The sequence below is a fragment of the Pasteurella sp. WM03 genome, from assembly GCF_004570945.1.
Classification (GTDB): Bacteria; Pseudomonadota; Gammaproteobacteria; order Enterobacterales; family Pasteurellaceae; genus Rodentibacter.
The window spans coordinates 164664-187731 of record NZ_SPPO01000001.1 but is presented as its reverse complement, the minus strand read 5'-3'; the positions used below and the strand labels follow the sequence as shown (position 1 = coordinate 187731).

The window sequence follows — 23068 nt, the reverse complement described above, 5'->3', positions numbered from 1 at the left end:
TATTTGTAGGGACACATTGTGTGTGTCCGTTTATAACATATTGAGATGATTTTTATTTTATACCGGACACACGCAGTGTGTCCCTACATTTTTTCCCCTATTCCAGAGGCACAAGCATAAGCCGAACTCCACGCCCATTGGAAATTGTAACCGCCAAGCCAGCCGGCAACATCTAATACTTCGCCGATAAAATATAAGCCTTTTATTTGCTGACTTTCCATGGTTTTAGAAGAAATATGATGTGTGTCCACTCCACCCATAGTGACTTCAGCTGTGCGATACCCCTCTGTGCCATTAGGTATAAATTGCCAATGATGTACTAAATCCAGCAGATTTTTTAACCGCACTTTACTGAGGTTAGCAATTACTTCATCTTGAATAAAACCTTGTTCGATCCAAAGTTCCACTAGTTTTTTGGGAAGTAAACGTGTCAGCACGGTTTTTAACATCAGTTTTGGTGAGTCTTGTTTCATTTGGTGGATTTCATCTTCCAAATTATGTGTTGGTAACAAATCAATTTCTACGCTTTCATTAGGCTGCCAATAATTAGATATTTGTAATACTGCAGGGCCTGAAATCCCCCTATGGGTGAAAAGTAACTGATTGTGAAAGGATTTTTCACTTTTTGCCGTGAGGGTTACAGGTAGGCTAATGCCTGAAAGTGCGGTCAAAAATTTGTCAGTTTCTCGATAAGTGAAGGGGACAAGGCTTGCGCGTGGTGGAATGACAGGAATGCCAAATTGTTCAGCAATCTGATACCCCAAAGGGGTCGCGCCAAGTCCGGGCATTGAAAGCCCTCCCGTGGCAATGATTAAGTTTTTGCATTCCCATTGGATAGCATTTGCTGTCACCTGAAAGCGTACTGTTTCATTATTCTCAACCTGTTCAATCTGCGATATTTCATTGCGTAAGTGTATCTTTACTTGGTGTTTTTTACATTCCGTTGCCAACATCTCTATGATTTTTTCCGCCCCTTCATCACAAAAAAGTTGCCCGAGTTCTTTTTCATGATAAGCAATACCGTATTCTGCAACCATTGAGATAAAATCCCAGTTGGTATAACGGGCAAGGGCTGATTTGACAAAATGAGGATTTTGCGAGAGATAGTGAGCCGGGGTGACATCAAGATTGGTAAAATTGCAAAAACCACCGCCGGACATTAAAATTTTTCGTCCGATTTTTTTACCGTTATCCAGTATAGCGACTTCTTTGCCTAATTTTCCTAATTGTGAGGCACAAAATAAGCCGGCCGCACCTGCACCGATAATGAGCGTTTCAAAATAATGCTTCACTGTGCCTGTCCTTTGTCTAAAAATTCTAACATTTTCATTCGTTGAATCACCATACGGCGATCAACCGCCGCATTACCACTATCTAGCAATTGTTGTAAATAATCTTTTGCTTGAGAATAATTACGCTGTTCAAGCTCAATCGTCGCAAGCAAAGAGAGACTGGAAATTTCTTTGGGATCTTGGGTGAGAGCTTGACTTAAAAGTTGTTGGACTTCAGGGATAAGTTGTTGCCCTGCCCGATAATAAAGTGCGGTTGCTTTTAAGCCTAAAATATTCGGTTTACTACCTACTAATTTTTCTGCGTTTGTATAGGCGATGAGGGCATGAGCAAATTCATTGTTTTGTACATAAGCCTCGCCCAGTTGAATCCAAGCTTCGGTATTATTCGGATCTGCCCGCAATTTATCCTGAATTTTCGTAATTACATCTTCTTTTTTGTGAAAGTCTGCCATTTCAATTTGCTTGTTATGTTGGGAAATCATCGCTTGCTCGCCTTCTTGTAGGCGTGAAAAGCGGTCAAGAGATAAATAATAACCAAGCGGAATAGCAATGAGTAACGCAAAAATACTGAGAGCGATTTTTCTATTGCTCTTTTGGGAAGTATGTGTGAGTGGCTCGTTTGGCTCAAGATCGTTGAATGTGGAAAGGGAGGCGTTATCCTTGAGCTGAAGTATTTTTTGGTGAGAATGCCAAACTAATCCGGCGGCTAAAATGAGTAACCCAATGGGTAATAGCCACAACAATGCGGTATTCCATTGAAAAGGAGGCTTATAATTCACAAAATCACCGAAACGTGCGGTCATTGTATCAATAATTTGCTGATTGCTTTTGCCTTCGTTCACCATATTATAAACTTCAATGCGTAGGTCATAGGCAATGGGGGAATTGGATTCTACCAAGTTTTGATTTTGACACTGAGGGCAACGCAAAGATTTTGCCAGCTCTACGGCACGGGTGCGATCCGCCGAGCTGTTAAATTGATACGTATCCACCATTTCTGCTTGTGAAAATAAGCTAAAAGCGAATAAAAGTGCGGTTAAAAAGATTTTCATTTTTTCATTAATTGTTGAATTTGGGGAATAAAAACATTTTTCCAGGTTTCTCGATCAAGTAGCCCAGAGTGACGATAACGAATAATACCGTGAGCATCGACTAAATAAGTTTCCGGTGCACCATCTACGCCGAGCTTCATGGCAAGCTCACCTTGGCTGTCATCAATAGTCAAAAGGAAAGGATTGCCCATTCTTTTGAGCATTTCACGCCCGTTTTGTGGGTTATCCCGATAATCAATGCCGATGATCGGAATGGTTTTGGCGATATCCATTAATAGCGGATGTTCTTCTTTGCAGTAGCCACACCAACTACCCCAAACATTCAATAAAAATGGCGTTTTAGGGAAATCTTTTAGGCTAAGGGTTTGAGTCGGTTCAAATAAGTTTGCCTGATAAAATTCCGGTATAGGTTTATCTATTAGTGCAGAAGCAATCTTTTTCGGATCTTGGTTCAACCCGGCAATTAATAGGATACATACACCTAAAAGCATCAAGAGTGGTGTAAAAAAGAGCCATTTTTTCTTCATTATCTTTCCTGTTTTCGGCGTAAAGCGAATGTGCTACAAAGGGCACCTAATGCCATTAAAATTCCCCCTGCCCAAAGCCAACGAATAAGTGGCTTGTAATGCAGACGGAAAGTAAATTCCCCTTTTCCGAGAGCATCGCCCATCACAATATAGAGATCACCCCAAAATCCGCTACTTAAACCGACTTCGCTCATCGTCATGGTGCGGACGTCATAATAACGGCGTTCAGGTATGATATTAGCGTAAGCTTCACCCTTTTCTGTGACATCAAAAAATGCGACTTCTGTGGTGAAATTTGGCCCGATTTCATTAGAGAATTGGCGGTAATGAAATTCATATTGCCCGAGTTTTTGGCTTTGTTGTGGCGCAAGGCGAACACCGATTTCACTGCCAAAATAGCTGCTCATCACTGCCCCCATCGTAGCCATTGCCACACCGCAATGGGCTAGAATCATACCGAGTTGTGCAAGGCGGATTTTTCGCCAATTTTGCCATAAGGTCGCAAGGAAAAGCCAGATGGCAAGCGTGAGTAAAAGGAAGGCGAATCCATGGAAACGGAGGGATTCATTATGATGAATTTGTTGCCAAATCATCAATAAGGCAATGCCTCCGGCAGGGATAATCAATAATAAACGGCGTATAAAAGAAGATTGCTCAAACTTCGACCAGCGTAATGAGAGAGAGATAACCATAGCCATTAACATGACCGTCAAAATGGGTAAGAAAATGCTATTGAAATAAGGGCTGCCGACAGAAATAGATCCCCAATCCATCGCTTGAAATAGCATGGGGTAGAACGTACCTAAAAAGGTGGAAACCGTGGCGATGGTTAATAAAATATTGAGTAATAAAATTCCTCCTGCTTTTGAAATAAGCTGAAATTTGACCGCACTTTGTTGAGTATTTGAGCGTAGTGCGAATAACCCAAAAGCAAATAAGGTGAGCAAAAAAAAGATGAGTAGTAATGCATAACCACGGGTATTATCTACAGCAAAAGCATGAACGGAGGTGAGTGCTCCTGAGCGAACAATAAAGGTGCCGAGTACACTGAAGGCAAAAGTGAGGAGAGAAAATAAGGTTGTCCAATAAGGGAATACGCCTTGTTTTTCCGCAATGACTAAGCTATGTAGTAAAGCAAGTCCGAGTAGCCAAGGCATCAGCGAGGCATTTTCCACCGGATCCCAAAACCACCAGCCACCCCAGCCTAGTTCATAATATGCCCACCATGCACCCAGCACGATACCTAGGGTTAAAAATAGCCATGAAAATAAGACCCAACTTCGCATTTTATCGGCGATTTGTTGGACGGGGAGATGATGAATGAGCGCGCTTAGGCTTATGGCAAAATTCACAGCAAAACCCACGTAGCCGACATAAAGCAACGGTGGATGGAAAATTAATCCGATATCTTGCAACATTGGGTTGAGATCACGCCCTTCTATTGGGGCGGGGAAAATGCGTCCGAAGGGATTGGAATAAAACAAAATAAATACGGCAAAGCCAAAACAAATCACCCCCAGTAAAGATAAGCTTTGAGAGGAAAAAGTGCGGTCATTTTTTCGGTTAAAAAAAGCAAAAGCAGTAAGCCATAAACTCAATGAAAATAACCAGAATAACATAGAACCTTCGTGTCCTCCCCAAGTGGCTGCGACTTTGAAAAAAGTCGGGAGCTGGGAATTGGAATGGGCTGCCACGTATTCAAGGGTGAAATCATCAATTGCGAAAGAATAAGCGAGAATACCGAGAGAAAACGTAGTTGTTATAGTGAAAATGTAGCTTAACCACCAAGCAGAATTGATTAAAGTGGGATTTTTTTTGAATAAACCGACTTGTGGGAACAATGCAAGAAACAGCGCACTGATAGTTGCGATTAAAAGGGAAAGGAAACCAAGTTCTGGAAGCATAATAAATTTGTTTTTCAGTGGATAAAAATCGGGTTTCAAAAAAGAAAGGCGCATATTAATACGCCTTTCTCCATAAAACAACTTCTCTAAGCGACGGTTAATTGTCCTGCATACAAAATAAAGTAGCGTAAGCAGAGAACCCCGATCAAGTCGAAAATCGACACCCAAATAATGAAAGTGCGATTATATTTGAATCGATCGGAGGCAAACATATTGGCAATTAATGGTATTAAAATTCCGATAAGGAATACGCCAATCCAGAATATCATTCCCCAAAATCCGGAAAGTGCATTGTGCAGTGCAACTGTTTTTTGTCCGCCGCCAAAATGTAATCCCACAAAGAAACACACTAATAAGCCAAGCTCAGTCACCATAATCGGCACTTCAAATTTGTGAATGAAGTGAGATTCGTGAGAATCACCTTTCAATTTACCGGCTATCAGAATGATTAAGAATGTGGCTGCAATTCCCGATGACGTGCCTGATGCTAAGAATAATGCCGGTAAAACAGGGTTATTTAACATTGGGTAGCTGATTAAGGCGGACAGTAGGAAACCGGTATAGGCACCTAACACCGCGGCAAGAACGAATAAAATCACTTCTATGGGGCTAATTAGCCGTTCGGCAATACCAATTAATTTCATCACAAATTTTAGTTTTGGTATAAAACGGTGAATGAGTGCTTCAATTTCATTTTTGAATATCACTACACCCCATAACACCAAGAACAGCATATAAATTTGGAAGAGCATCACCCCCATGGACATAACAGAATTGAATTGATAATTAAACATCAATTTCCAGAATGTCCAAGGGCGTGCCAAGTGGAAAATTAGCAGGGTTAAACCGATTAATGTTGGTACTGAGCCTAAAATTACTCCAGCACGAATGATCCAGTTTTGGCTTGGGTTTTCCAATTTATGACTACGTTTAAATGCAATAGCTAATTGTACCGCACCGGATGAGATCCCAAGTAAAAACAAATAGATCGCAATGGTTGAATCCCACACTAAATTGGGGGTGTGGAACGGAACAGGATAATCTAACGTCATCTTCTAGGCTCCCCATGTTGGAATGGAATATGGTAGAGATTTGGTTGTGTCCCCAATTCCACTTTTGTGCGATAAACCGGTTTTTCTTTTACTTTACGGGCGACTTCACTGGTCGGGTCGTTCATATCGCCAAAGGTTAACGCTTTTGTCGGACAAGCTTCTACACAGGCGGGCTGTTTACCCTTGGCTAAATTGGTATCACGACAGAAGTTGCATTTATCTGCGGTTAAATGTTCCGGATGAATAAAACGCACACGATACGGACAGACCGCAATACAATATTGGCAGCCTACGCATAAATCTTTATGCACATCGACAATGCCCGTCTCTTTATCAATAAATGAGGCACCGGTTGGACAAACCGCCACGCAAGGCGCATTGCTACAATGTTGGCAAGATTGGCGGAAAAACTCATATTTCTGGTTTGGAAATTCACCATAAGGTTCGCTACGCAAAATCTCTAAACGAGATACGCCTTGCGGCACTTGGTTGACATCACGGCAAGCATCCATACAGGCTGTACAGCCAATGCAAGCCGTTTCATCATGTATCATTGCATAACGTTTGGGTTTATCCGCCTTGTCTTCTTTTGCTAAAGAAGTTAAAGGTGTTCCCGTCATAAGGATCACAGCCCCCATGCCGGAAACAAAGTTTCGGCGTGAGCAAGTTGTCATCGTTTATCCTTTTGTTCGGTTGATTTTTCTTGTTCGGCTTGGCGTTTTTGTTGTTCACCATGACAGTCAACACAAAGTTTAACTCGTTGTTTTGGTTGAATGCCTTTCATTGCATCTTCTTTTGGATGAAGTGTGTGACAGCTGGCACAAGGCAATTTCATCGCATGTACATCGTGCGCCCACAATTTTTCACGAAGTTTATCCGGTTGGTGGCAGGCAAAACAAACTTGATTTTGTTCTTGCACGGAATACATCGGTTTTTTCTCACCAAAAATATCCCCTTCAAATCGCATGACGTCTTTCGCCCCACGACGGTGGTTTTCAGTGATATTACCGTGACAGCTTACACAGGTGATCGGCTTGCCGTTGTTTGGATTTTTTTGGTTTAAGTGCGCACCATGGAATTTCCCAAAGTGTAGTTCACCGCCGGATTGATCTAAGGTTTGGTTGTTATCAACTTTGTCAAACTTGTGGCATTTTGCACAATATTGGTTTGGGTCACGTTGATTATCTAATTGCGGTTCATAACTCAGCGTTGAATCCGCTTGCGCGTGTGCAATCATCGGTGTTGTTACGGCAAAGGCAAGAAATGCTGTGGCTTTTGCCATATTGCGAAGGAAAGAAGTTAAATTCATTTTGGAACCTCAAATTTATTGTGGAAAACGACCGCACTTTTAACACAAAAGTGCGGTAACTTTTCTTACTATTTTGTTGCGGTATCTTCAGCTAATTTGCCGTTGGCTTTTGCTTCTTTTTCCCATTGAGGTACAACTGTTTTTAAGAATTCTTCTTTTGCTTGACGTTCTTTTTCAATATCAATTCCCATTACTTTCCAAGCTTTCTCAGCCGTAGAAATATCAGGGATCTCCACCGGCGTTTTTACGCCATGTTTTGTCAAGATGGCAGCCAGTTTAGCACGTGCATCTGCGGCTTTATCTAGACCAGAGCCTAGTACACGAAGCATCACATCAGGAGCGTGCATATGACCACCGTGACTTGCAGCGGTATAATCCCAACGCCATTGGGCATGACGGATATCCATTAATGCAGGCTCCATTTCTTCTTTACTTGCACCTGCATCCCAAGCTGCTTTGGCTTCAAAGTGAGCTTTCACCACTTGATCTTCTAAGCGCCCCATCACATCTTTCACGTCTTTTTTACGTGAAGCCACGATCTCTTTTAATTTTTCTTTACTTTGATCATGACAGTTTGCACAAGTTGAATCGAAGGCATCAAATGGATTTTGGATTTGGTGATCCGTATAAACTTTACCATCCGCATCCTGTACTTTTGGCATATGACAATCCACACAGGTTACGCCATTTTTACCGTGCATTCCCAAAGACCAAATTTCAAAGTCAGGGTGTTGTGCTTTTAACATTGGTGCTTTAGAAAGGGAGTGAGTCCAATCGCTGAAACCAATATCATCGTAGTATTTTTCAATATCATCAGCTGTTTGACCATTATTCCAAGGGAAGGTCACTTGTTTGATATCACCTGCAAAGTAGTATTCAACGTGACAGTTTGCACAGATTTCTGCACGTTTTTCAGTACGTGCTGCGGTATTAAAACTAAGATCAGATTGTGTTTTTCCTTCAGCTTTTGCTTTAGCTTGTAAGGCATTGTTAAGATGGTCTAAGGCACGTAAAACATGTGGGCGGGCAATACGTAATGCCGGTTTGCCTTCTGCAAAATCTTTTGATGTTGTATCGTGGCAGTCAGCACAACCAATAGAATTGACGATTTCAGGTCCGCCTTTTGCCCATTTTGCATTGAAGTAGTCTTTTTCTCCCCACTCAGCGATCAAACGTGGTACATCGGGACCTTTACATGTCCAGCAAGCCATTGGTTGAGGTCCTTCATTGGCGGTTTTTGGTGCACCGGTACGCAAAATATTACGCACGTCTGTAATCGCATAAGCATGCCCACGAGGTGCGTTATACTCTTTAGCAAATGCATAACCGCCCCATAATACGATTAAACGTGGATCTTCTTCATCAGCATAAATGATTTTGTCGCCCTTCTCTGTTGCTTTCCAAGACTGGTATTGCTTTGGATACTTTTCTGCGAATTTTTCACTCACCGCTTTGATTTTTAAATTTGGGTTTGGGGCTTCAACAGGCTGCTCAACCGGTTTATAAACCATTTCAGCCATTGCTGAATGGTAAGCGCCTAATGCTGTGAAAGAGACAGCTAAAATAAGACTTTTTCTTAATTTATTCACGATAAACACTCCATAACAAAGTAGGAAAAGACAAATAATTCAAATGCAAATTATTATTAATAAGCTATTGATCTTATTAAAAAAGATACTCCAGTTCGAAAATAACAATAGCAAAAGTATGGTGATTTTCTAGGGCTATTTATGAAAAAGTTGCTTTAGATCAAAGGAAAAAATGAAAATACACCGAAAGAGTTAGTGTGAATCAATATAGGGAGAAATAAAGGTTTAACCGCACTTTGATTTTTTTATTCAAAGTGCGGTTAATTAATTTATTGTTTCCAATTTATGCGTTTAATTAATGCTTGTTGTATTTGTCCGATCACTTTATCCCAGACCGCTAACGGTGCGGTGCAACGGAAGAGTTCAACCGTTGGATACCAAAGATTAGTTGATTCAACCAGCCCCCAACGCCAGTCGACAATATAAGGCAACATTAGTAAACTTGGGATACCCATCGCCCCTGCCACATGAACAACGGAAGTATCTACTGAGACGAGGCAGTCAAGATGTAAAAGCATCGCTGCGGTTTCCTCAAAATTTTTCGCATTTTTAGCCACATGTGGAATATTGTATTTTTCTAACAGTTGTATTTCTTGTTCATTACACGCTTTTTGTACGCAATACCAATCAATTCCAGTCATTTTAAATAAGGTTTCAATATAATTTAAGTTATGAATAGAACGATAGGCATCATTTTCGTGTGTTGGGTCTCCACACCATACAATCCCTACTTTCAAATTACTGCTGTGAGGAAATAAACCTGCCGTGGCTTTTTGAATAGAAGGGTTGGCGAACAGATAAGGATGACGCTTGGGTAAATTCGAAAAGGGCAAATGAATATAGGCTAAAATTTCATGGGGATAGACCAATAATATCTAATCAATTTGAATTGAGTCTTCGTTGGGTTCTATTATTTCGTATGAAATAACATAAAAGAAACTTTAGTTCTCTTATTTGATTTTGACAGTCGAAGATATTTGTGAAAATTAGAGATTGAAAGCCCGATTTAAACAGGCTTTAAAATGAGTAAATTTCGCTTATCTTTTTTTCTGGCAATGTGGACAAATGTAGCTGTTGCGTTGTGCGATGACTAAACTTTCAATTTTTGTACCGCACTTTGGACAAGGTTTGTCTTTGTTACCATATACTAATAATTCTTGAGCAAAATAACCGGGGCGACCATCGGGTTGTAAAAAATCTTTGAGAGTTGTACCGCCTTGCTCAATTGCTTTGATTAGGACCTCTTTGATTGTAGAGACGATAAGTTCGCATTGTTTTCGGGTGAGGTTTCCGGCGAGTTTTAGAGGATGCAAACCACACAAGAACAGGCTTTCATTAGCATAAATGTTACCCACGCCAACGACTACTGCATTATCCATTAGAAATGTTTTAAGTGCGGTTGTTTTTTTGCGGGATTTTTTGAATAGATATTCTGCATTAAATTCAGTAGAAAGTGGCTCTGGTCCTAGTTTTAAAAAGAGATGAAATTCATTGAGGTTTTCTGTCCATAACCATGCGCCAAAACGGCGGGGATCGTTATAGCGTAATAATTTACCATTACTCATGACAATATCCACATGATCATGTTTATCAATAGGACTGTCGTGTGGGACGACTCTGACGGATCCGGACATCCCTAAATGCCCGATGATATAGCCTTGTTCTGTATGAATAACGAGGTATTTTGCACGACGTGTGAGATCGATAATTTTAACATTTGACAGAGCCATCAGCTCAGGAGAAACTGCCCAACGTAGTTGAGGTTGACGAACGATAATTTTTTCAATAGTAAAGTTTTTCAGATAAGGATTGATACCGCGCAGAGCAGTTTCGACTTCTGGTAATTCGGGCATAATTGAGCGCTCAATGAGATTTTATGTACAAAAAAACCCGAGCAACCTCGGGCTTTTTCAAATCGGCAAAATTATTTGATTTTTGCTTCTTTGTAGATAACGTGTTTACGTACTACGGGATCAAATTTTTTGATTTCCATTTTTTCAGGCATATTACGTTTGTTTTTATCTGTGGTGTAGAAGTGCCCGGTCTCTGCAGTAGAAACTAAACGGATTTTTTCACGTGCGCCTTTCGCTGCCATGTTTTAGCTCCTTAGATTTTTTCGCCACGAGCACGGATTTCAGCTAACACTGCATCAATGCCTTTTTTATCAATAATACGCATACCTTTTGCTGTTAAGCGTAAAGTTACGAAACGGTTTTCACTTTCAACCCAAAAGCGGTGAGTGTGAAGGTTTGGAAGAAAACGACGACGTGTCGCATTCATTGCATGTGAGCGATTGTTACCCACAGCTGGACGCTTGCCTGTTACTTGACAAACTCTAGACATAATAATCTCCAATAATTAAATATAAGCTCGAGCTTACGTTTCGGATTGTTCTAAACCTAGTTTAACTAGATTTGCTGCCTCGTCAGGTCGCGCAAATCCGACCCGCTTACTATATTAAAGGTCGCAGATTATACTGACTTTATTTCCATTTCTCAAGCATAAATACGATTTTCCTAAGGATGCTGATAAAAAATAGGTGGTTTCCATGAGAATTAAAGCAAATTATGCTCTGCAAAGGAATAGCAATCGTTTTTCCCAACGATAAAATGATCAAGAATACGAATTTCCATTAATTCCGCTGATTCACGGATTTTCTGCGTGATGCTTTGATCGGAATAGCTGGGTTCTGCGATACCCGATGGGTGATTATGTGCCAAAATAAGTGCTGCAGCATTGCAATAAAGGGCTTCTTTGATGATTTCACGAGGATATACGCTTGAGACATTAATTGTTCCAAGAAATAATCGCTCTTTTTTGATGAGTCGATGCTGGTTATCGAGAAATAGCACCATAAAAATTTCTCGCTCTTCGTATTGAAGTTCTGTTCGTAGGTAGAGCTTGACGGTTTCGGGATCATGAAAAATGTGAGAATTGAACATTTCTTGTTTGAGGTAACGTCTGGTCATTTCTGTGGTTGCTTGGAGTTGAATAAATTGGGTGATGCCCAAACCTTTCATTGCACAAAAAGACCTTTGATCTGCGGAAAGTAATGTGTGGAGTGAACCAAAATGTTGAAGAACTTGTTCAGAGAGTTGTATGACGGGGCAACCTTTTGTGCCGGTACGTAAAAAGATCGCTAAGAGTTCATGATCAGCTAGAGCTTTAGCGCCGTGTTTCAACAATTTTTCTCTTGGCATGAGTTTTGTCGATTCCATTTTTTTCTCTAAGGTTAATTAAAATCTTTTTGAATTTTGACCGCACTTTGAATGTGAAGCGAATGGAGTAGGTGAAATCTGCGGAAAAGATCGTAAAAATAAAATTTTTTATTTTGTTAAATTGAAGTAAAATGTGTGATTGTGGATAGGTACTAACAACGGGTTACGTGGAGAGAAAATGAATTTAAATGGAAAACGTATTGTTGTGGGGATAACCGGTGGCATTGCTGCATATAAAACCATTGAATTTATTCGTTTATTACGTAAAGCGGAGGCAGAAGTCCGTGTTGTATTAACGCCTGCGGCAGCAGAATTTGTCACTCCACTGACTTTACAGGCGATTTCCGGCAATGCTGTGTCACAATCTTTGTTAGAACCACAAGCAGAATTAGCTATGGGGCATATTGAACTGGCGAAATGGGCTGATGCTGTGGTGATTGCGCCGGCAAGTGCTGATTTCATTGCTCGTCTTACGGTAGGTATGGCGAATGATTTACTTTCTACCCTCTGTCTGGCAACTACCTCTCCCATTCTTCTTTCACCTGCAATGAATCAGCAAATGTATAGCCAACCAATAACCCAACAAAATTTGACTGCACTTTTAGCGAGAGGCATTAGGCTTATTGGGCCAAATAGCGGCTTTCAGGCTTGTGGTGATATTGGTGCCGGGCGGATGTCAGAACCTCAAGAAATATTTACCGCACTTTTGGATTTCTTCACACAACAGCAAGATTTACAAGGGCTAAATGTGGCGATCACCGCAGGCCCGACCCGGGAAGCCATAGATCCGGTGCGTTATATTTCTAATCATAGTTCAGGAAAAATGGGCTTTGCTATTGCGGAAGCCTTTGTTCAACGGGGGGCAACAGTGACGCTAATTGCCGGCCCTGTTAATCTTGAAACGCCAAAAAACGTCAATCGTATTGATGTGGTTTCAGCTCAAGATATGTGGCAAGTTTCCCTTAAAAGTGCGGTCAAAAATCAAATTTTTATTGGTTGTGCTGCTGTCGCAGATTATCGTGTTGTAACTATTGGTGAACAGAAAATAAAAAAATCTGATGATGAAATCTCGCTCAAACTGATTAAAAATCCCGATATTATTGCGGAGGTAGGGCATTTAAAAGAAAGTCGCCCTTTCACTGTGGGATTTGCCGCTGAAACACAAAACGTTGATGATTATGCAAAAGATAAATTACAACGTAAAAATTTAGATATGATCTGTGCTAATGATGTCTCGGGTGGACAAGTGTTTAATGCTGAGGAAAATATGTTACACCTCTTCTGGAAAAGTGGGGAAAAGTTGCTTTCTTTAAAATCCAAAAAAGAGCTCGCAACGGATCTGGTGAATGAGATTATTGAACAATATCGAAAAACACGATAATTTTCTTACCGCACTTTTACGTAGTAAGCGCGTGCTAAAATGGAGTATGAAATGAAAAAAATTGATGTGAAAATTATAGATCAACGGCTTGGTCAGGATTTTCCATTGCCTACTTATGCAACGGAAGGTTCTGCAGGGTTAGATCTGAGAGCGTTGATTGATGAAACTTTTGAGATTCAACCTGGAGAAACAAAACTTATTCCAACAGGTTTATCCATTTATATTGCTGATCCAACTCTTGCTGCTATGATTTTACCTCGTTCGGGGTTAGGGCATAAACATGGTATTGTACTAGGAAATTTGGTCGGATTGATTGATTCGGATTATCAAGGACCATTAATGGTTTCAATGTGGAATCGTGGCTCTGAACCTTTTAAAGTTGAGGTTGGTGATCGTATTGCTCAGTTAGTATTTGTTCCTGTGGTTCAAGCGGAGTTTAACATCGTCAGTGAGTTTACAGAAACTGAGCGTGGTTCGGGTGGTTTTGGTCATTCAGGTAAACAGTAATTTATGGTTGAGGAACAATTATCTTTATCCGGTGTTGAGGATACCGCACCAGAAATAAAAGCCCCTAAAATTGAGAAACGAACGGTGAAAGAGCGTCGTCAGCAAGTGCTGACCGTGTTGACGCATCTATTGCATTCCGAGTATGGGATGGAACGTATGACAACCGCACGTTTGGCAAAAGAGGTTGGCGTATCGGAAGCCGCACTTTATCGCTATTTCCCAAGTAAAACAAAAATGTTTGAAGCTTTGATTGAAAATATTGAAAGTAGTCTAGTAAGTCGAATTAATGCTTCAATTCGTAATGAAACAAATACGATGAATCGTGTACACGATATTTTACAAATGATTTTAGATTTTGCTCGCAAGAATCCGGGCTTGACCCGAATCTTAACTGGGCATGCACTTATGTTTGAAGATACTCAGTTACAAGTACGTGTTGCACAGTTTTTTGATCGTCTTGAAATGCAGTTTGTGAATATTTTACAAATGCGTAAATTACGTGAAGGGAAAGGTTTTACGGTGGATGTTCGTATTATCGCTGCGCATTTGGTGACCTTGTGTGAGGGGCAGTTTATGCGCTATGTGCGTACCAATTTCCGTGCAACTTCAAATCAATCTTTTGAGCAACAATGGCGTTTTATTGAACCCTTATTTGCTTGATTGACTTTCTAAAGGAAATATATGATTATTCCGTGGCAAGACTTAGAACCGACAACTCTTGATAACATTATTGAAAGTGTGGTGTTGCGGGAGGGAACAGATTACGGTGTTGAAGAACTTTCCCTTGCACAAAAAAAAGCGCAATTATTAACGAAAATCCGCAATGGAAGTGCGGTTGTTGTTTGGTCAGAATTGCATGAATCCATTGACGTAAAGGATAAAATGGAGTTTTTGAAATAGAAACTGATAAGGAGTCAATATGTCAGATTATATCAATGCAGATGTTGAAGTGGAGCAAGCCTCTGAAGAACATTCGACAAGAGATCCCGCTTTAGATTGGTTTTTGACACATTGCCATTTACATAAATATCCTGCTAAATCGACGTTGATTCACGCCGGTGAAGATGCCACCACACTTTATTATGTAATTAAAGGAACGGTAATGGTTTCGGCAAAGGACGATGAAGGCAAAGAGATGATTTTAACTTATCTCAGTGCGGGAGAGTTTTTTGGTGAAGTGGGGTTATTTGATGAAGGATCAAAACGCTCGGCTTGGGTGAAAACAAAAACACCTTGCGAGGTGGCTGAAATTTCTTATAAAAAATACCGTCAATTGATCCAGATTAATCCTGAAATTCTTATGTTTTTGACGGCTCAATTAGCTCGTCGGGTGCAAAATACATCTCGTCAAGTGAGTAATCTTGCATTTTTAGATGTCGCAGGGCGTATCGCACAAACTCTGATTAATCTTGCAAAACAGCCAGAAGCAATGACTCATCCAGATGGTATGCAGATAAAAATTACTCGCCAAGAAATTGGGCAAATGGTTGGTTGTTCCCGTGAAACAGTAGGACGTATCATTAAAATGTTAGAGGATCAAAATTTAATTCATGCACATGGAAAAACGATTGTTGTTTATGGCGTAAGATAGCAATGTAAAGCCACCGAAAGGTGGTTTTTTTATACGAAAACATTATTTTTTGGATATTTAATCCCCGAATAGATATACATTAATTGACAATGAACTGAAAGGATTTTATGATACAGAAGATTCCTACAGGGTATGTAGGGAAAACAGGATTGGTCTCCTGAAAAGTGGCTTAATAGGTGAAAAACCTTTTATATTGTTTTATGTCGCACAGACTAGAACACCTTCAATGGTGGGCTAGGTAGAAATCCCGCAGGGATGCGCGCAGTAAGCCACTTGCTGTTAAGACCAATTCTGCCTAGTTCACCACCCTAAAGACTTCAGTATTTTTCTCTTATCTTTTTATTTCCCCTTTACTAGGATCGTAGTGAGTACGGTATAGTGGAAAAATGGTTTAACGTAGATTTACTCTCAACTCTTTTTTATTTAATAAACATAATCTCAATGATACTTTGTTAGCCCATTATGAACAGATAATTTATTCTTAAGTTCATTAAATGGTTCCCTTAATCTATTATTTGTTTTTCTATCTCTTGTTCGCAGCATGCTTTAAAATAGAATAAATAATTTGGTTCTTCGGTTTATCTTAAATCCCTATATCTATAGGGATTTTTCCTTAATTGTTGGCCTTAGTGGAATGCTCTTCTAGATAAACTTTATGTTCGATATACTACTTACGTGAGTAGATATAAAATATGAATTTAGTGTTAAGTTTGAGGACTCTAATTAATTCTTTAGAGATAATCTACTTCGGTCCCGTAATATTTATTGGTAGGCGGTTTGTGATCCTCAGCCTTAATCATATTCAACCTTATTGGATTTAATTTTGCCTTAAAGATCAAGATTTTAAAGTAGATACTAAATCTGTAGTTTTAGCAATTATTTCCCATGCGAAACTTACAGATATTTGAACTTTAGTAGGAAATGCAGCTTTTTATTCATTTTTCAAAAAATAGGATTGAAGGCTTGCTTTATAAGGTTTTAGTCCCTTTTGAGTAATCCTTGCTTGTACCAACCCGTTTCTTTTAGTAGAAAAATAGAGGAAGCTAAATGGCACGCCCTAAAGGATTCGAACCTTTGACCCACGCCTTAGAAGGGCGTTGCTCTATCCAGCTGAGCTAAGGGCGCATTTTAAGGGTTACATCTTCTGTATGAAATTTCTAGGGAAATATAAAAGAAGGAAGTGGTCGGCGAGATAGGATTTGAACCTACGACCCACTGGTCCCAAACCAGTTGCGCTACCAAGCTGCGCTACTCGCCGAAAAGTGAGCTTAATTATAGTGAGGTTTATTATTCAGTCAATCAGTTTTTATTATTTTTACATTTAATTGCTCAAAATTATCTCAATTTACCGTTCTAATACATTTGATTTTTGTAAAATTCTTTATTGTTAGCTAAAATAGCAAACGTTTACTTTTTATTATTAAGGCTTCCCAATGACAGCAAAAATTATCTCAGGTACAACGCTTTCCAAACAAATAAAATCAGATATTTCACAAAAAATCTCAACCTATCGTAATAAAATCAAGCGTGCTCCCGGACTTGCCGTGATTCTTGTCGGTTCAGATCCTGCTTCCCAAGTTTATGTAGAAAGTAAGCGTCGTAGCTGTGAAGAAGTAGGTATTCTCTCTCAATCCTACGATTTACCAGAAACGACTACGGAACAAGAACTTTTAACACTTATTGATACATTAAATGCTGATGAAACCATTGATGGTATTCTGGTACAACTTCCTCTTCCAAAACAAATTAATTCAGAAGCTATTATTGAACGTATTACTCCCCAAAAAGATGTAGATGGCTTCCATCCTTATAATGTCGGGCGTTTGTGTCAGCGTATTCCCACTTTACGCGCTTGTACGCCTTATGGCGTGATGAAGCTATTGGAAACAACTGGTGTCGATTTGCATGGTAAACATGCAGTGATCGTTGGGGCATCAAATATTGTTGGTCGCCCGATGTCCTTAGAATTATTACTTGCAGGTGCGACGGTAACTGTTACTCATCGTTTTACAAAAAATCTTGAAAACTACGTCCGTCAAGCTGATGTTCTAGTTGTCGCTGTAGGCAAACCAAACCTTGTACCAGGCGAATGGGTAAAAGAAGGGGCTATTGTAATTGATGTCGGTATTAATCGAATGGAAGGAAAGCTAGTAGGTGATATAGGATTTGAGGCAGCCGCTCAAAAAGCCAGTTATATTACCCCTGTTCCAGGCGGTGTGGGACCGATGACCGTTGCAATGTTAATGCATAACACACTCTACGCCTATGAACATAGCAATAATGTTATATAGTAAAATAGAGATCAATTTGAACTGATTCTGCAAGCCTGGCTCATTTAATTCAGGACTGATCTCTGTATTCCACAGAGCTTGGTCCTTTTAGTTTAACTTGAAGCCGCTTATGATTATAATAAATATAATCATGAATAGCTTTTTCAGACTGCTCAAAAGTTTCAAGCTGCTTGCTGTATTTAATCAAGCAAAGAAGCTCGCTATCCGAGCTATTATCAAGACAGTTGCCTTTTCTCGACATACTTAGTCCAATCCCATTTTTTTCAACAAACGTTGATAGGCCTGTGCAACAGATAATGAATATTTTGAAAATAAAATTAACGCTCATAATTTAATAAAAGTTGTGTAAGAAATGATAACATTGATTGAACGTTCAGCAGATTACTTAATGGACGAAAAAACAGTAGAAATTTTCTTGCAAGCCTCTGATTCTGGTGTGATTGTGAAAGAAGGCTCATTACAAATCCCTTTTGCAGTAGAACTATACGAATATGCTTGTACTGTAAAAGATATTGTTACAACTGTTGACACAAAAGATGTTTTTGCGGCACTTGGTTTTTGTATTCCTAGTGCAAGTGTTGGCTATGGTGTATTTAAAGATATTTTCCGCACCAAAGGTGAACCTGTTATTTATGTAAAAACTTATAATACTTCTGATGAAATAGAATTGTTTACAGAAAATACTAAAATTAAAACTAGCCGAGATACTGCAGTACTTATGCCGGATTCTGAAATCTGTCGGGTGATTAAAGATTTAACTATTGTACCTTTAGCAAATAAAGCTAATGCCGTGTTTAAAATTAAAAGTGATAACGCTGATGGTACAAAAGAATAACAAGACCGTTTATGATAGAAAGTGGTAAGGAACGGGCTGCTGTATTACGAGATATAGTTTTCTTACCAAAAATTACCGCCGATCAAGCGGGTTTCCGTAAAGGCGATGGTTGAAAGAAATCTAAAAATAGTGAAAACCTTTGGTATGCAAAGCAACGTGCATAATAACTGAAGTTTTAGAACACTTGGTAGGTGAAGACTGTAAACTAACAGAAAATGACTAACATTGAATTGCTCACAAATATATTTTTAACCATAGGGATAGTTTTATCTATTCCTATGTGGGTACGAGTGGGAGAGAGATTGAGTCAAAAAATTAGATTTTTCTTTTTCCTTATCAAAAAGTTAAAATCTGTCGTTGGTATAAAGATCAGTTTATCGGTTATGCCGAGTTAGATTTAACCTTTTCCTACCTTATCTGAACAGCTTGAGCGAATTTATGCAAATCTAAAGGAACAGCGTGTCAATGGACGATAACAAAAGATAAAAAATTATCACTTACTCAATCTATTGCCACTTATTCGACGGCAATTGCAGCCATCGTATTATTTTGTAATGGTTCAACTTTCAGCAACAAATTAAAGACTGACTACCCCAATTCAAGCTGTATCGGCGATTGATAACCCAACACCGAATGGAGCAGCCTTGGATTATAAAAATCCTCAATGTATTCCGCCACGCAAAGCATAGCCTGTATTCGCGTCTCAAAGTGATAACCAAACAGCCGTTCCGACTTCAAACTACGGAAAAAGCGTTCGGTAATCGCATTGTCCGTGCATTTCCCCGACCATACCTGGTTAGGCGAAACGACAACGATGTCCCTTGCTATATTCTCCACTAATCCGACCGCTTGTTGGCAGGGATATTTCGCTTTGGGGTAGCGGGTTTTCAGCCCTATCTGTTGCATCAGATTGTGGACTTTATACTGCACGATATCTGCCCCCTGCCGCTTCAACACCATACTCAACCGGTTTAGCCACTTTGTGCGAATGCCTGTTGCAGCACCTTCGCAAGGTGAGCAGCGTCCCATTCGGTTTAGCTTGTTTGAATTGCCAACAGCTTGACCGATGCAGTCCGAAACAACGGGCAAGTGGAGAGGTATTCACTCATTCTCACCCTAGAGCCTTAATGTGGTTGGTCAGTTGTCCTTGAGCAAGAAGGCTGAAACCTTTTTTAGCAATGCATTGTCGCTACGAAGTTGCTCCACTTCTGCCCGTAACCGTTGAATTTTCCGCTACTTGGCGGTGATAGCGGCTGCTTTTGGAGTAATACCTTGATTTTCCAGCTGAAATTGCCGAACCCAACGATTTATAGCCGATTGACTCACGCCCATCATTTTACAGATTTGGACGGTTGTATGCTGTTTGGCAAGGACCATTTCAAAGCACTGTTTTTTGTAATCCGGTGTGAATTTTTTAACCATTTTTGTTTTCCATTTTTAGGAAAGTTTACCAAAAACAGTCTTTGAAATGTTGCAGAGGAGACCATTATAAATCTGCACCTTATGTGAGTTGAAGTTTAGTCTAACTTTTGGGGTGCGGATCATTTTAACCGATATTTTTATAGATTAATGTAACTTTAATCTCGGTTTTAAATAACGATTAATTTTATCAACTAGAATAATCAGACCAATTTTAATACAGCCGTGTAATGCATGCTGATGCATTCGATAAAGAGAAACGTAAGCAAACTGAGCAAATTTACCGTGTACGGTTAATGGGTTTTTACCAAATTTATTTGTTAAGCTACCCAATGCAGTAAAGCTAGAAAGCGAAACAAGCGTGCCTTTATCGTTATATTTAAATGCTTTTAACGGTTTGTTTTCAAAAATTGAAAAGATATTTTTGGCACAAGCCTTTGCCATTTGATGTGCAGCCTGAGCACGTGGCGGTACTAATTTCCCGTTTTCTTGGGTTAATGCCGCACAATCACCAATAGCAAAAATGCTATCATCAATCGTAGTTTGTAATGTATCTCTTACCACTAATTGGTTGATGCGGTTAATTTCTAAACCATCAAAATGTTGGGTTACGGTTGATGTTCTTACACCTGCCGCCCAAACAATGAGATCCGCTTTGATTTCTTCTCCGTCTTTAGTGAGAAGCGTATTGGGCTGAGCTTCAGTGATCATCGTGCCAAGTTTTACATTAGCACCCATTTCACGAAGTTCTTCCAATACGGCAGCTGACAAGTCTTCTGGTAATGCAGGTAGTAAACGTTCTCCTGCCTCAACGAGAGTCACTTGTAAACAAGCACTATCAATTTTACCGTAACCATAAGAAGATAAATCTTCTGCAGCATGATAAAGTTCCGCAGTAAGCTCTACCCCTGTAGCGCCGCCGCCCACAATGGCAATATTAACTTTGTTTTCATCGACTAGTTTTTGTTTTGATTCCTCTTCACCAATATCATCTAACGCACGATTTTCAGAGAATTTTAGGAACAACTCCAACATTTTATGTTGAAAACGTAACGCTTGGTCAGAACTGTCTAAGAAAATACAGTTTTCAGCCACTCCTTTTGTATTGAAATCGTTAGACTTACTCCCAATTGCCATGACTAAATAATCGTAAGGAATACGACGAGCAATCACAAGCATGTCACCTTCTTGACCATAAATCGGTGCAAGCTCTATATATTTTTGTTCACGGTTGATACGTGTTATTGAACCTTGTTCGAAGCTGAAATAATGATTTTTACCATGTGCACGATAACTTAATGAGTCCACCCCATCATCCATTACACCCGTAGCAATTTCGTGTAATAGCGGTTTCCAAAGATGTGTCGCATTACGATCCACAAGTGTAACTTTTGCTTGTTTTTTACGTCCAAGTTTATCGCCTAAGAAAGTTGCGAGTTCAATACCTCCAGCTCCCCCGCCAACGATCACGATATTTTTCATGAAATTCTCCTGAAATAATAAAATTTGTTAAAAATGTTAAATTGGTGTAATGATAACATAAGGAGCGGAAAAAAATCATTATTCAATATGAGAAGATAATGAGATTTGGTGTATACGCTCATATAGAGGCGCGAGCGCTAGAATGGTTTTTGTAATAAACTCAACGGGATTTAAACATGCTAACTCCGATTTTTCTACATTCTTTCCAATACACCAAAAATCCTGGTCGTGACGTAAACTTAAATCATCTTCCGAAAATTGAGAGACTTCTCTAAAATCATCATATTCACTTTCATCACTGCGCCATAAATCAAATTTTGCAAAGCGTGAGAAATCAAAATTTTCCAACCACTGGTTATATTGTTGAATATTAATTTGTGAACTATCTGCACGATAGCAATGCCAATCCAAACTGACCGAAAGACGGCGACGATTCAATAAGATAGAAAAAATAGCAGCCGAGTTTTGATTAAATTCATATTTAAAAAAAGCAAAGAAGTGAGCCCTAACTTGCCATCCATTTGTCCAACTTTCAACATGTGGTTTGGCAAATGGTGTGCCAAGTTGATGAGATACATCCTGAATTATTCCTTTCCAATTGTTCCATTCCGCTTTATAACGTGCTTTTATCATCGGAATATCTTCAGGACAAAATTTCTTCATTTGAGAAAATTGGAAGAATGGAATATTAAAAAGATCGCAAGATTCTTCAGATAAAGTGAACATGGTTGGCATTTCTAGAAACACAAGCGCGAAAAGCACTCTCATTAAAAATCACAGTAATTTTTGACCGCACTTTGAGTAAAATATTGTTTGTCTTCCCAGCGCAATATTGTCATTCTATTGTTCCAAACACACCCGGTATCCAGAGCATAAATATTGGGAGGTGTGGTTTCATCTATCAAACTTGCCCAATGTCCAAATAGAATGGGAATTTCTTGATAAAGCGGATTATTCAAATTAAACCAAGGTGTGAGCTCTTTTGGAGCATCTTTGGGGGGGCGTTTACAAGAAAAATCTAAACGATGATCCCAATAGCAAAAACGCATGCGGGTACAGGCATTAATGGTATAACGCCAACGCTCAATTCCTTGCAAATGAGGCGACCAATGTTCAGGTTGATTGTCATACATTTGTGAAATTAGGTTAACAAAATCACCATGTTGTAAAATCTCTTCCACCTCTCTTGCACAAGTTTTCGCCGTTGTAAGATCCCAATCCGGTGAAATACCGGCATGAACCATCACAAAACCAAGAGTTTCATTGTGTATCAGTAGTGGTTGATGACGAAGCCAGTCAATAAGTTCCTCAAAATCGGGGGCATTAAAAATGGCTTCCACACGATCACGTGGTTTCACATTTTTAATACCAAGTGCGGTCGAAATTAAATGTAAATCGTGATTACCAAGTACCGTTTGTGCTGCGTTCCCTAGACTTTTAACAAAACGTAAGCATTCTAGGGACTTATCGCCACGGGCCACCAAATCGCCCACAAGGTAAAGTTTATCTTGTGCGGGATTAAATTGAACTCGTGATAATAGAAGTTGTAACTCATCAAAACAACCTTGCAAATCACCGACTAAATAAGTTGCCATTTCTGATTATTTTTTTAAGTGAAT

The 23068-nt window shown here is 39.6% G+C and carries 25 protein-coding genes, 2 tRNA genes and 1 pseudogene; 7 read left to right on the top strand and 21 right to left on the bottom strand.

What is annotated here, in order from left to right; all coding sequences use genetic code 11:
- Nucleotides 1-83 precede the first annotated feature (83 nt).
- The 13 genes from E4T92_RS00940 to radC all read right to left on the bottom strand — a co-directional run bounded on the left by E4T92_RS00940 (nt 84) and on the right by radC (nt 11943).
- Nucleotides 84-1292 carry an NAD(P)/FAD-dependent oxidoreductase gene (locus tag E4T92_RS00940; protein ID WP_135093062.1) on the bottom strand — a complete coding sequence of 403 codons (1209 nt, stop codon included), beginning with the start codon at nt 1290-1292 and terminating at the stop codon, nt 84-86.
- Nucleotides 1289-2344: a heme lyase NrfEFG subunit NrfF gene (gene nrfF / locus E4T92_RS00935; protein ID WP_135093061.1), complete on the bottom strand. Its 1056-nt coding sequence runs from the start codon at nt 2342-2344 to the stop codon at nt 1289-1291. Before nrfF ends, E4T92_RS00940 begins: the two co-directional genes overlap by 4 nt.
- Nucleotides 2341-2871: a DsbE family thiol:disulfide interchange protein gene (locus tag E4T92_RS00930; RefSeq protein WP_135093060.1), complete on the bottom strand. Its 531-nt coding sequence runs from the start codon at nt 2869-2871 to the stop codon at nt 2341-2343. The genes nrfF and E4T92_RS00930 overlap by 4 nt, the downstream gene beginning before the upstream one ends.
- Nucleotides 2871-4775 (bottom strand): heme lyase NrfEFG subunit NrfE, encoded by a 1905-nt coding sequence (gene nrfE / locus E4T92_RS00925; protein WP_135093059.1) that lies wholly within the window; start codon nt 4773-4775, stop codon nt 2871-2873. Before nrfE ends, E4T92_RS00930 begins: the two co-directional genes overlap by 1 nt.
- 86 nt (nt 4776-4861) lie before the next feature.
- Nucleotides 4862-5827: a cytochrome c nitrite reductase subunit NrfD gene (nrfD, locus tag E4T92_RS00920; protein ID WP_135093058.1), complete on the bottom strand. Its 966-nt coding sequence runs from the start codon at nt 5825-5827 to the stop codon at nt 4862-4864.
- Nucleotides 5824-6501 (bottom strand): cytochrome c nitrite reductase Fe-S protein, encoded by a 678-nt coding sequence (gene nrfC, locus E4T92_RS00915; protein WP_135093057.1) that lies wholly within the window; start codon nt 6499-6501, stop codon nt 5824-5826. Before nrfC ends, nrfD begins: the two co-directional genes overlap by 4 nt.
- The gene (nrfB, locus tag E4T92_RS00910; protein WP_135093056.1) at nt 6498-7136 is read right to left on the bottom strand and encodes a cytochrome c nitrite reductase pentaheme subunit; all 639 of its coding nucleotides are present in this window, start codon (nt 7134-7136) and stop codon (nt 6498-6500) included. The genes nrfC and nrfB overlap by 4 nt, the downstream gene beginning before the upstream one ends.
- A gap of 68 nt (nt 7137-7204) precedes the next feature.
- On the bottom strand, nt 7205-8725 hold the full coding sequence (nrfA, locus tag E4T92_RS00905) for an ammonia-forming nitrite reductase cytochrome c552 subunit (RefSeq protein ID WP_194199150.1): 1521 nt from the start codon (nt 8723-8725) through the stop codon (nt 7205-7207).
- A 269-nt stretch (nt 8726-8994) separates the two neighbouring features.
- On the bottom strand, nt 8995-9594 hold the full coding sequence (locus E4T92_RS00900) for a hypothetical protein (RefSeq protein WP_135093054.1): 600 nt from the start codon (nt 9592-9594) through the stop codon (nt 8995-8997).
- Nucleotides 9595-9762: 168 nt separating this feature from the next.
- Complete coding sequence (gene mutM, locus E4T92_RS00895; protein WP_077542863.1) at nt 9763-10578, bottom strand: DNA-formamidopyrimidine glycosylase; 816 nt, start codon at nt 10576-10578, stop codon at nt 9763-9765.
- A 71-nt stretch (nt 10579-10649) separates the two neighbouring features.
- Nucleotides 10650-10820 carry a 50S ribosomal protein L33 gene (gene rpmG / locus E4T92_RS00890; protein ID WP_005613503.1) on the bottom strand — a complete coding sequence of 57 codons (171 nt, stop codon included), beginning with the start codon at nt 10818-10820 and terminating at the stop codon, nt 10650-10652.
- Between the two features lie 11 nt (nt 10821-10831).
- Complete coding sequence (gene rpmB, locus E4T92_RS00885; protein ID WP_005542826.1) at nt 10832-11068, bottom strand: 50S ribosomal protein L28; 237 nt, start codon at nt 11066-11068, stop codon at nt 10832-10834.
- A gap of 212 nt (nt 11069-11280) precedes the next feature.
- Complete coding sequence (radC, locus tag E4T92_RS00880; RefSeq protein WP_135093053.1) at nt 11281-11943, bottom strand: DNA repair protein RadC; 663 nt, start codon at nt 11941-11943, stop codon at nt 11281-11283.
- A 178-nt stretch (nt 11944-12121) separates the two neighbouring features.
- Here radC and coaBC point away from each other — a divergent pair, with 178 nt between their 5' ends.
- From coaBC to crp, 5 genes are read left to right on the top strand one after another with little or no spacing between them, the layout of a single operon-like run.
- On the top strand, nt 12122-13324 hold the full coding sequence (gene coaBC / locus E4T92_RS00875; protein ID WP_135093052.1) for a bifunctional phosphopantothenoylcysteine decarboxylase/phosphopantothenate--cysteine ligase CoaBC: 1203 nt from the start codon (nt 12122-12124) through the stop codon (nt 13322-13324).
- A gap of 51 nt (nt 13325-13375) precedes the next feature.
- Entirely contained in the window at nt 13376-13831 is a 456-nt protein-coding gene (gene dut / locus E4T92_RS00870; protein ID WP_135093051.1) for a dUTP diphosphatase, read from the top strand.
- 3 nt (nt 13832-13834) lie between these two features.
- Nucleotides 13835-14491 carry a nucleoid occlusion factor SlmA gene (gene slmA, locus E4T92_RS00865; protein ID WP_135093050.1) on the top strand — a complete coding sequence of 219 codons (657 nt, stop codon included), beginning with the start codon at nt 13835-13837 and terminating at the stop codon, nt 14489-14491.
- Nucleotides 14492-14512: 21 nt separating this feature from the next.
- Complete coding sequence (locus E4T92_RS00860) at nt 14513-14731, top strand: YheU family protein (protein ID WP_077542858.1); 219 nt, start codon at nt 14513-14515, stop codon at nt 14729-14731.
- 19 nt (nt 14732-14750) lie between these two features.
- Complete coding sequence (crp, locus tag E4T92_RS00855; RefSeq protein WP_135093049.1) at nt 14751-15422, top strand: cAMP-activated global transcriptional regulator CRP; 672 nt, start codon at nt 14751-14753, stop codon at nt 15420-15422.
- A 1048-nt stretch (nt 15423-16470) separates the two neighbouring features.
- On the opposite strand, the gene E4T92_RS00850 is transcribed toward crp, so the two are convergent.
- Nucleotides 16471-16547: transfer RNA gene (locus E4T92_RS00850), tRNA-Arg, on the bottom strand.
- A gap of 56 nt (nt 16548-16603) precedes the next feature.
- Nucleotides 16604-16680: transfer RNA gene (locus E4T92_RS00845), tRNA-Pro, on the bottom strand.
- A 175-nt stretch (nt 16681-16855) separates the two neighbouring features.
- Between E4T92_RS00845 and folD the strand changes: the two genes are divergently transcribed.
- Nucleotides 16856-17713: a bifunctional methylenetetrahydrofolate dehydrogenase/methenyltetrahydrofolate cyclohydrolase FolD gene (gene folD / locus E4T92_RS00840; RefSeq protein ID WP_135093048.1), complete on the top strand. Its 858-nt coding sequence runs from the start codon at nt 16856-16858 to the stop codon at nt 17711-17713.
- 49 nt (nt 17714-17762) lie between these two features.
- Here the strand turns inward: folD and E4T92_RS00835 are convergent.
- Nucleotides 17763-17981: pseudogene (locus E4T92_RS00835) on the bottom strand (IS3 family transposase); the annotation flags it as partial.
- Nucleotides 17982-18074: 93 nt separating this feature from the next.
- Between E4T92_RS00835 and E4T92_RS00830 the strand changes: the two are divergent.
- Nucleotides 18075-18548, top strand: coding sequence for a hypothetical protein (locus E4T92_RS00830; RefSeq protein WP_135093046.1), 474 nt, complete (start codon nt 18075-18077; stop codon nt 18546-18548).
- 588 nt (nt 18549-19136) lie between these two features.
- On the opposite strand, the gene E4T92_RS00820 is transcribed toward E4T92_RS00830, so the two are convergent.
- The 5 genes from E4T92_RS00820 to apaH all read right to left on the bottom strand — a co-directional run bounded on the left by E4T92_RS00820 (nt 19137) and on the right by apaH (nt 23044).
- Nucleotides 19137-19577, bottom strand: coding sequence for an IS3 family transposase (locus E4T92_RS00820; protein WP_135093045.1), 441 nt, complete (start codon nt 19575-19577; stop codon nt 19137-19139).
- 204 nt (nt 19578-19781) lie between these two features.
- A complete protein-coding gene (locus tag E4T92_RS00815) occupies nt 19782-19970 on the bottom strand; it encodes a transposase (RefSeq protein WP_228063515.1) in 189 nt (62 codons plus the stop codon).
- A gap of 144 nt (nt 19971-20114) precedes the next feature.
- Nucleotides 20115-21449, bottom strand: coding sequence for an NAD(P)/FAD-dependent oxidoreductase (locus E4T92_RS00810; protein WP_077542854.1), 1335 nt, complete (start codon nt 21447-21449; stop codon nt 20115-20117).
- 78 nt (nt 21450-21527) lie between these two features.
- Entirely contained in the window at nt 21528-22175 is a 648-nt protein-coding gene (locus E4T92_RS00805; protein ID WP_135093044.1) for an HI_0552 family protein, read from the bottom strand.
- A gap of 41 nt (nt 22176-22216) precedes the next feature.
- The gene (apaH, locus tag E4T92_RS00800; RefSeq protein ID WP_135093043.1) at nt 22217-23044 is read right to left on the bottom strand and encodes a bis(5'-nucleosyl)-tetraphosphatase (symmetrical) ApaH; all 828 of its coding nucleotides are present in this window, start codon (nt 23042-23044) and stop codon (nt 22217-22219) included.
- Nucleotides 23045-23068 lie beyond the last annotated feature (24 nt).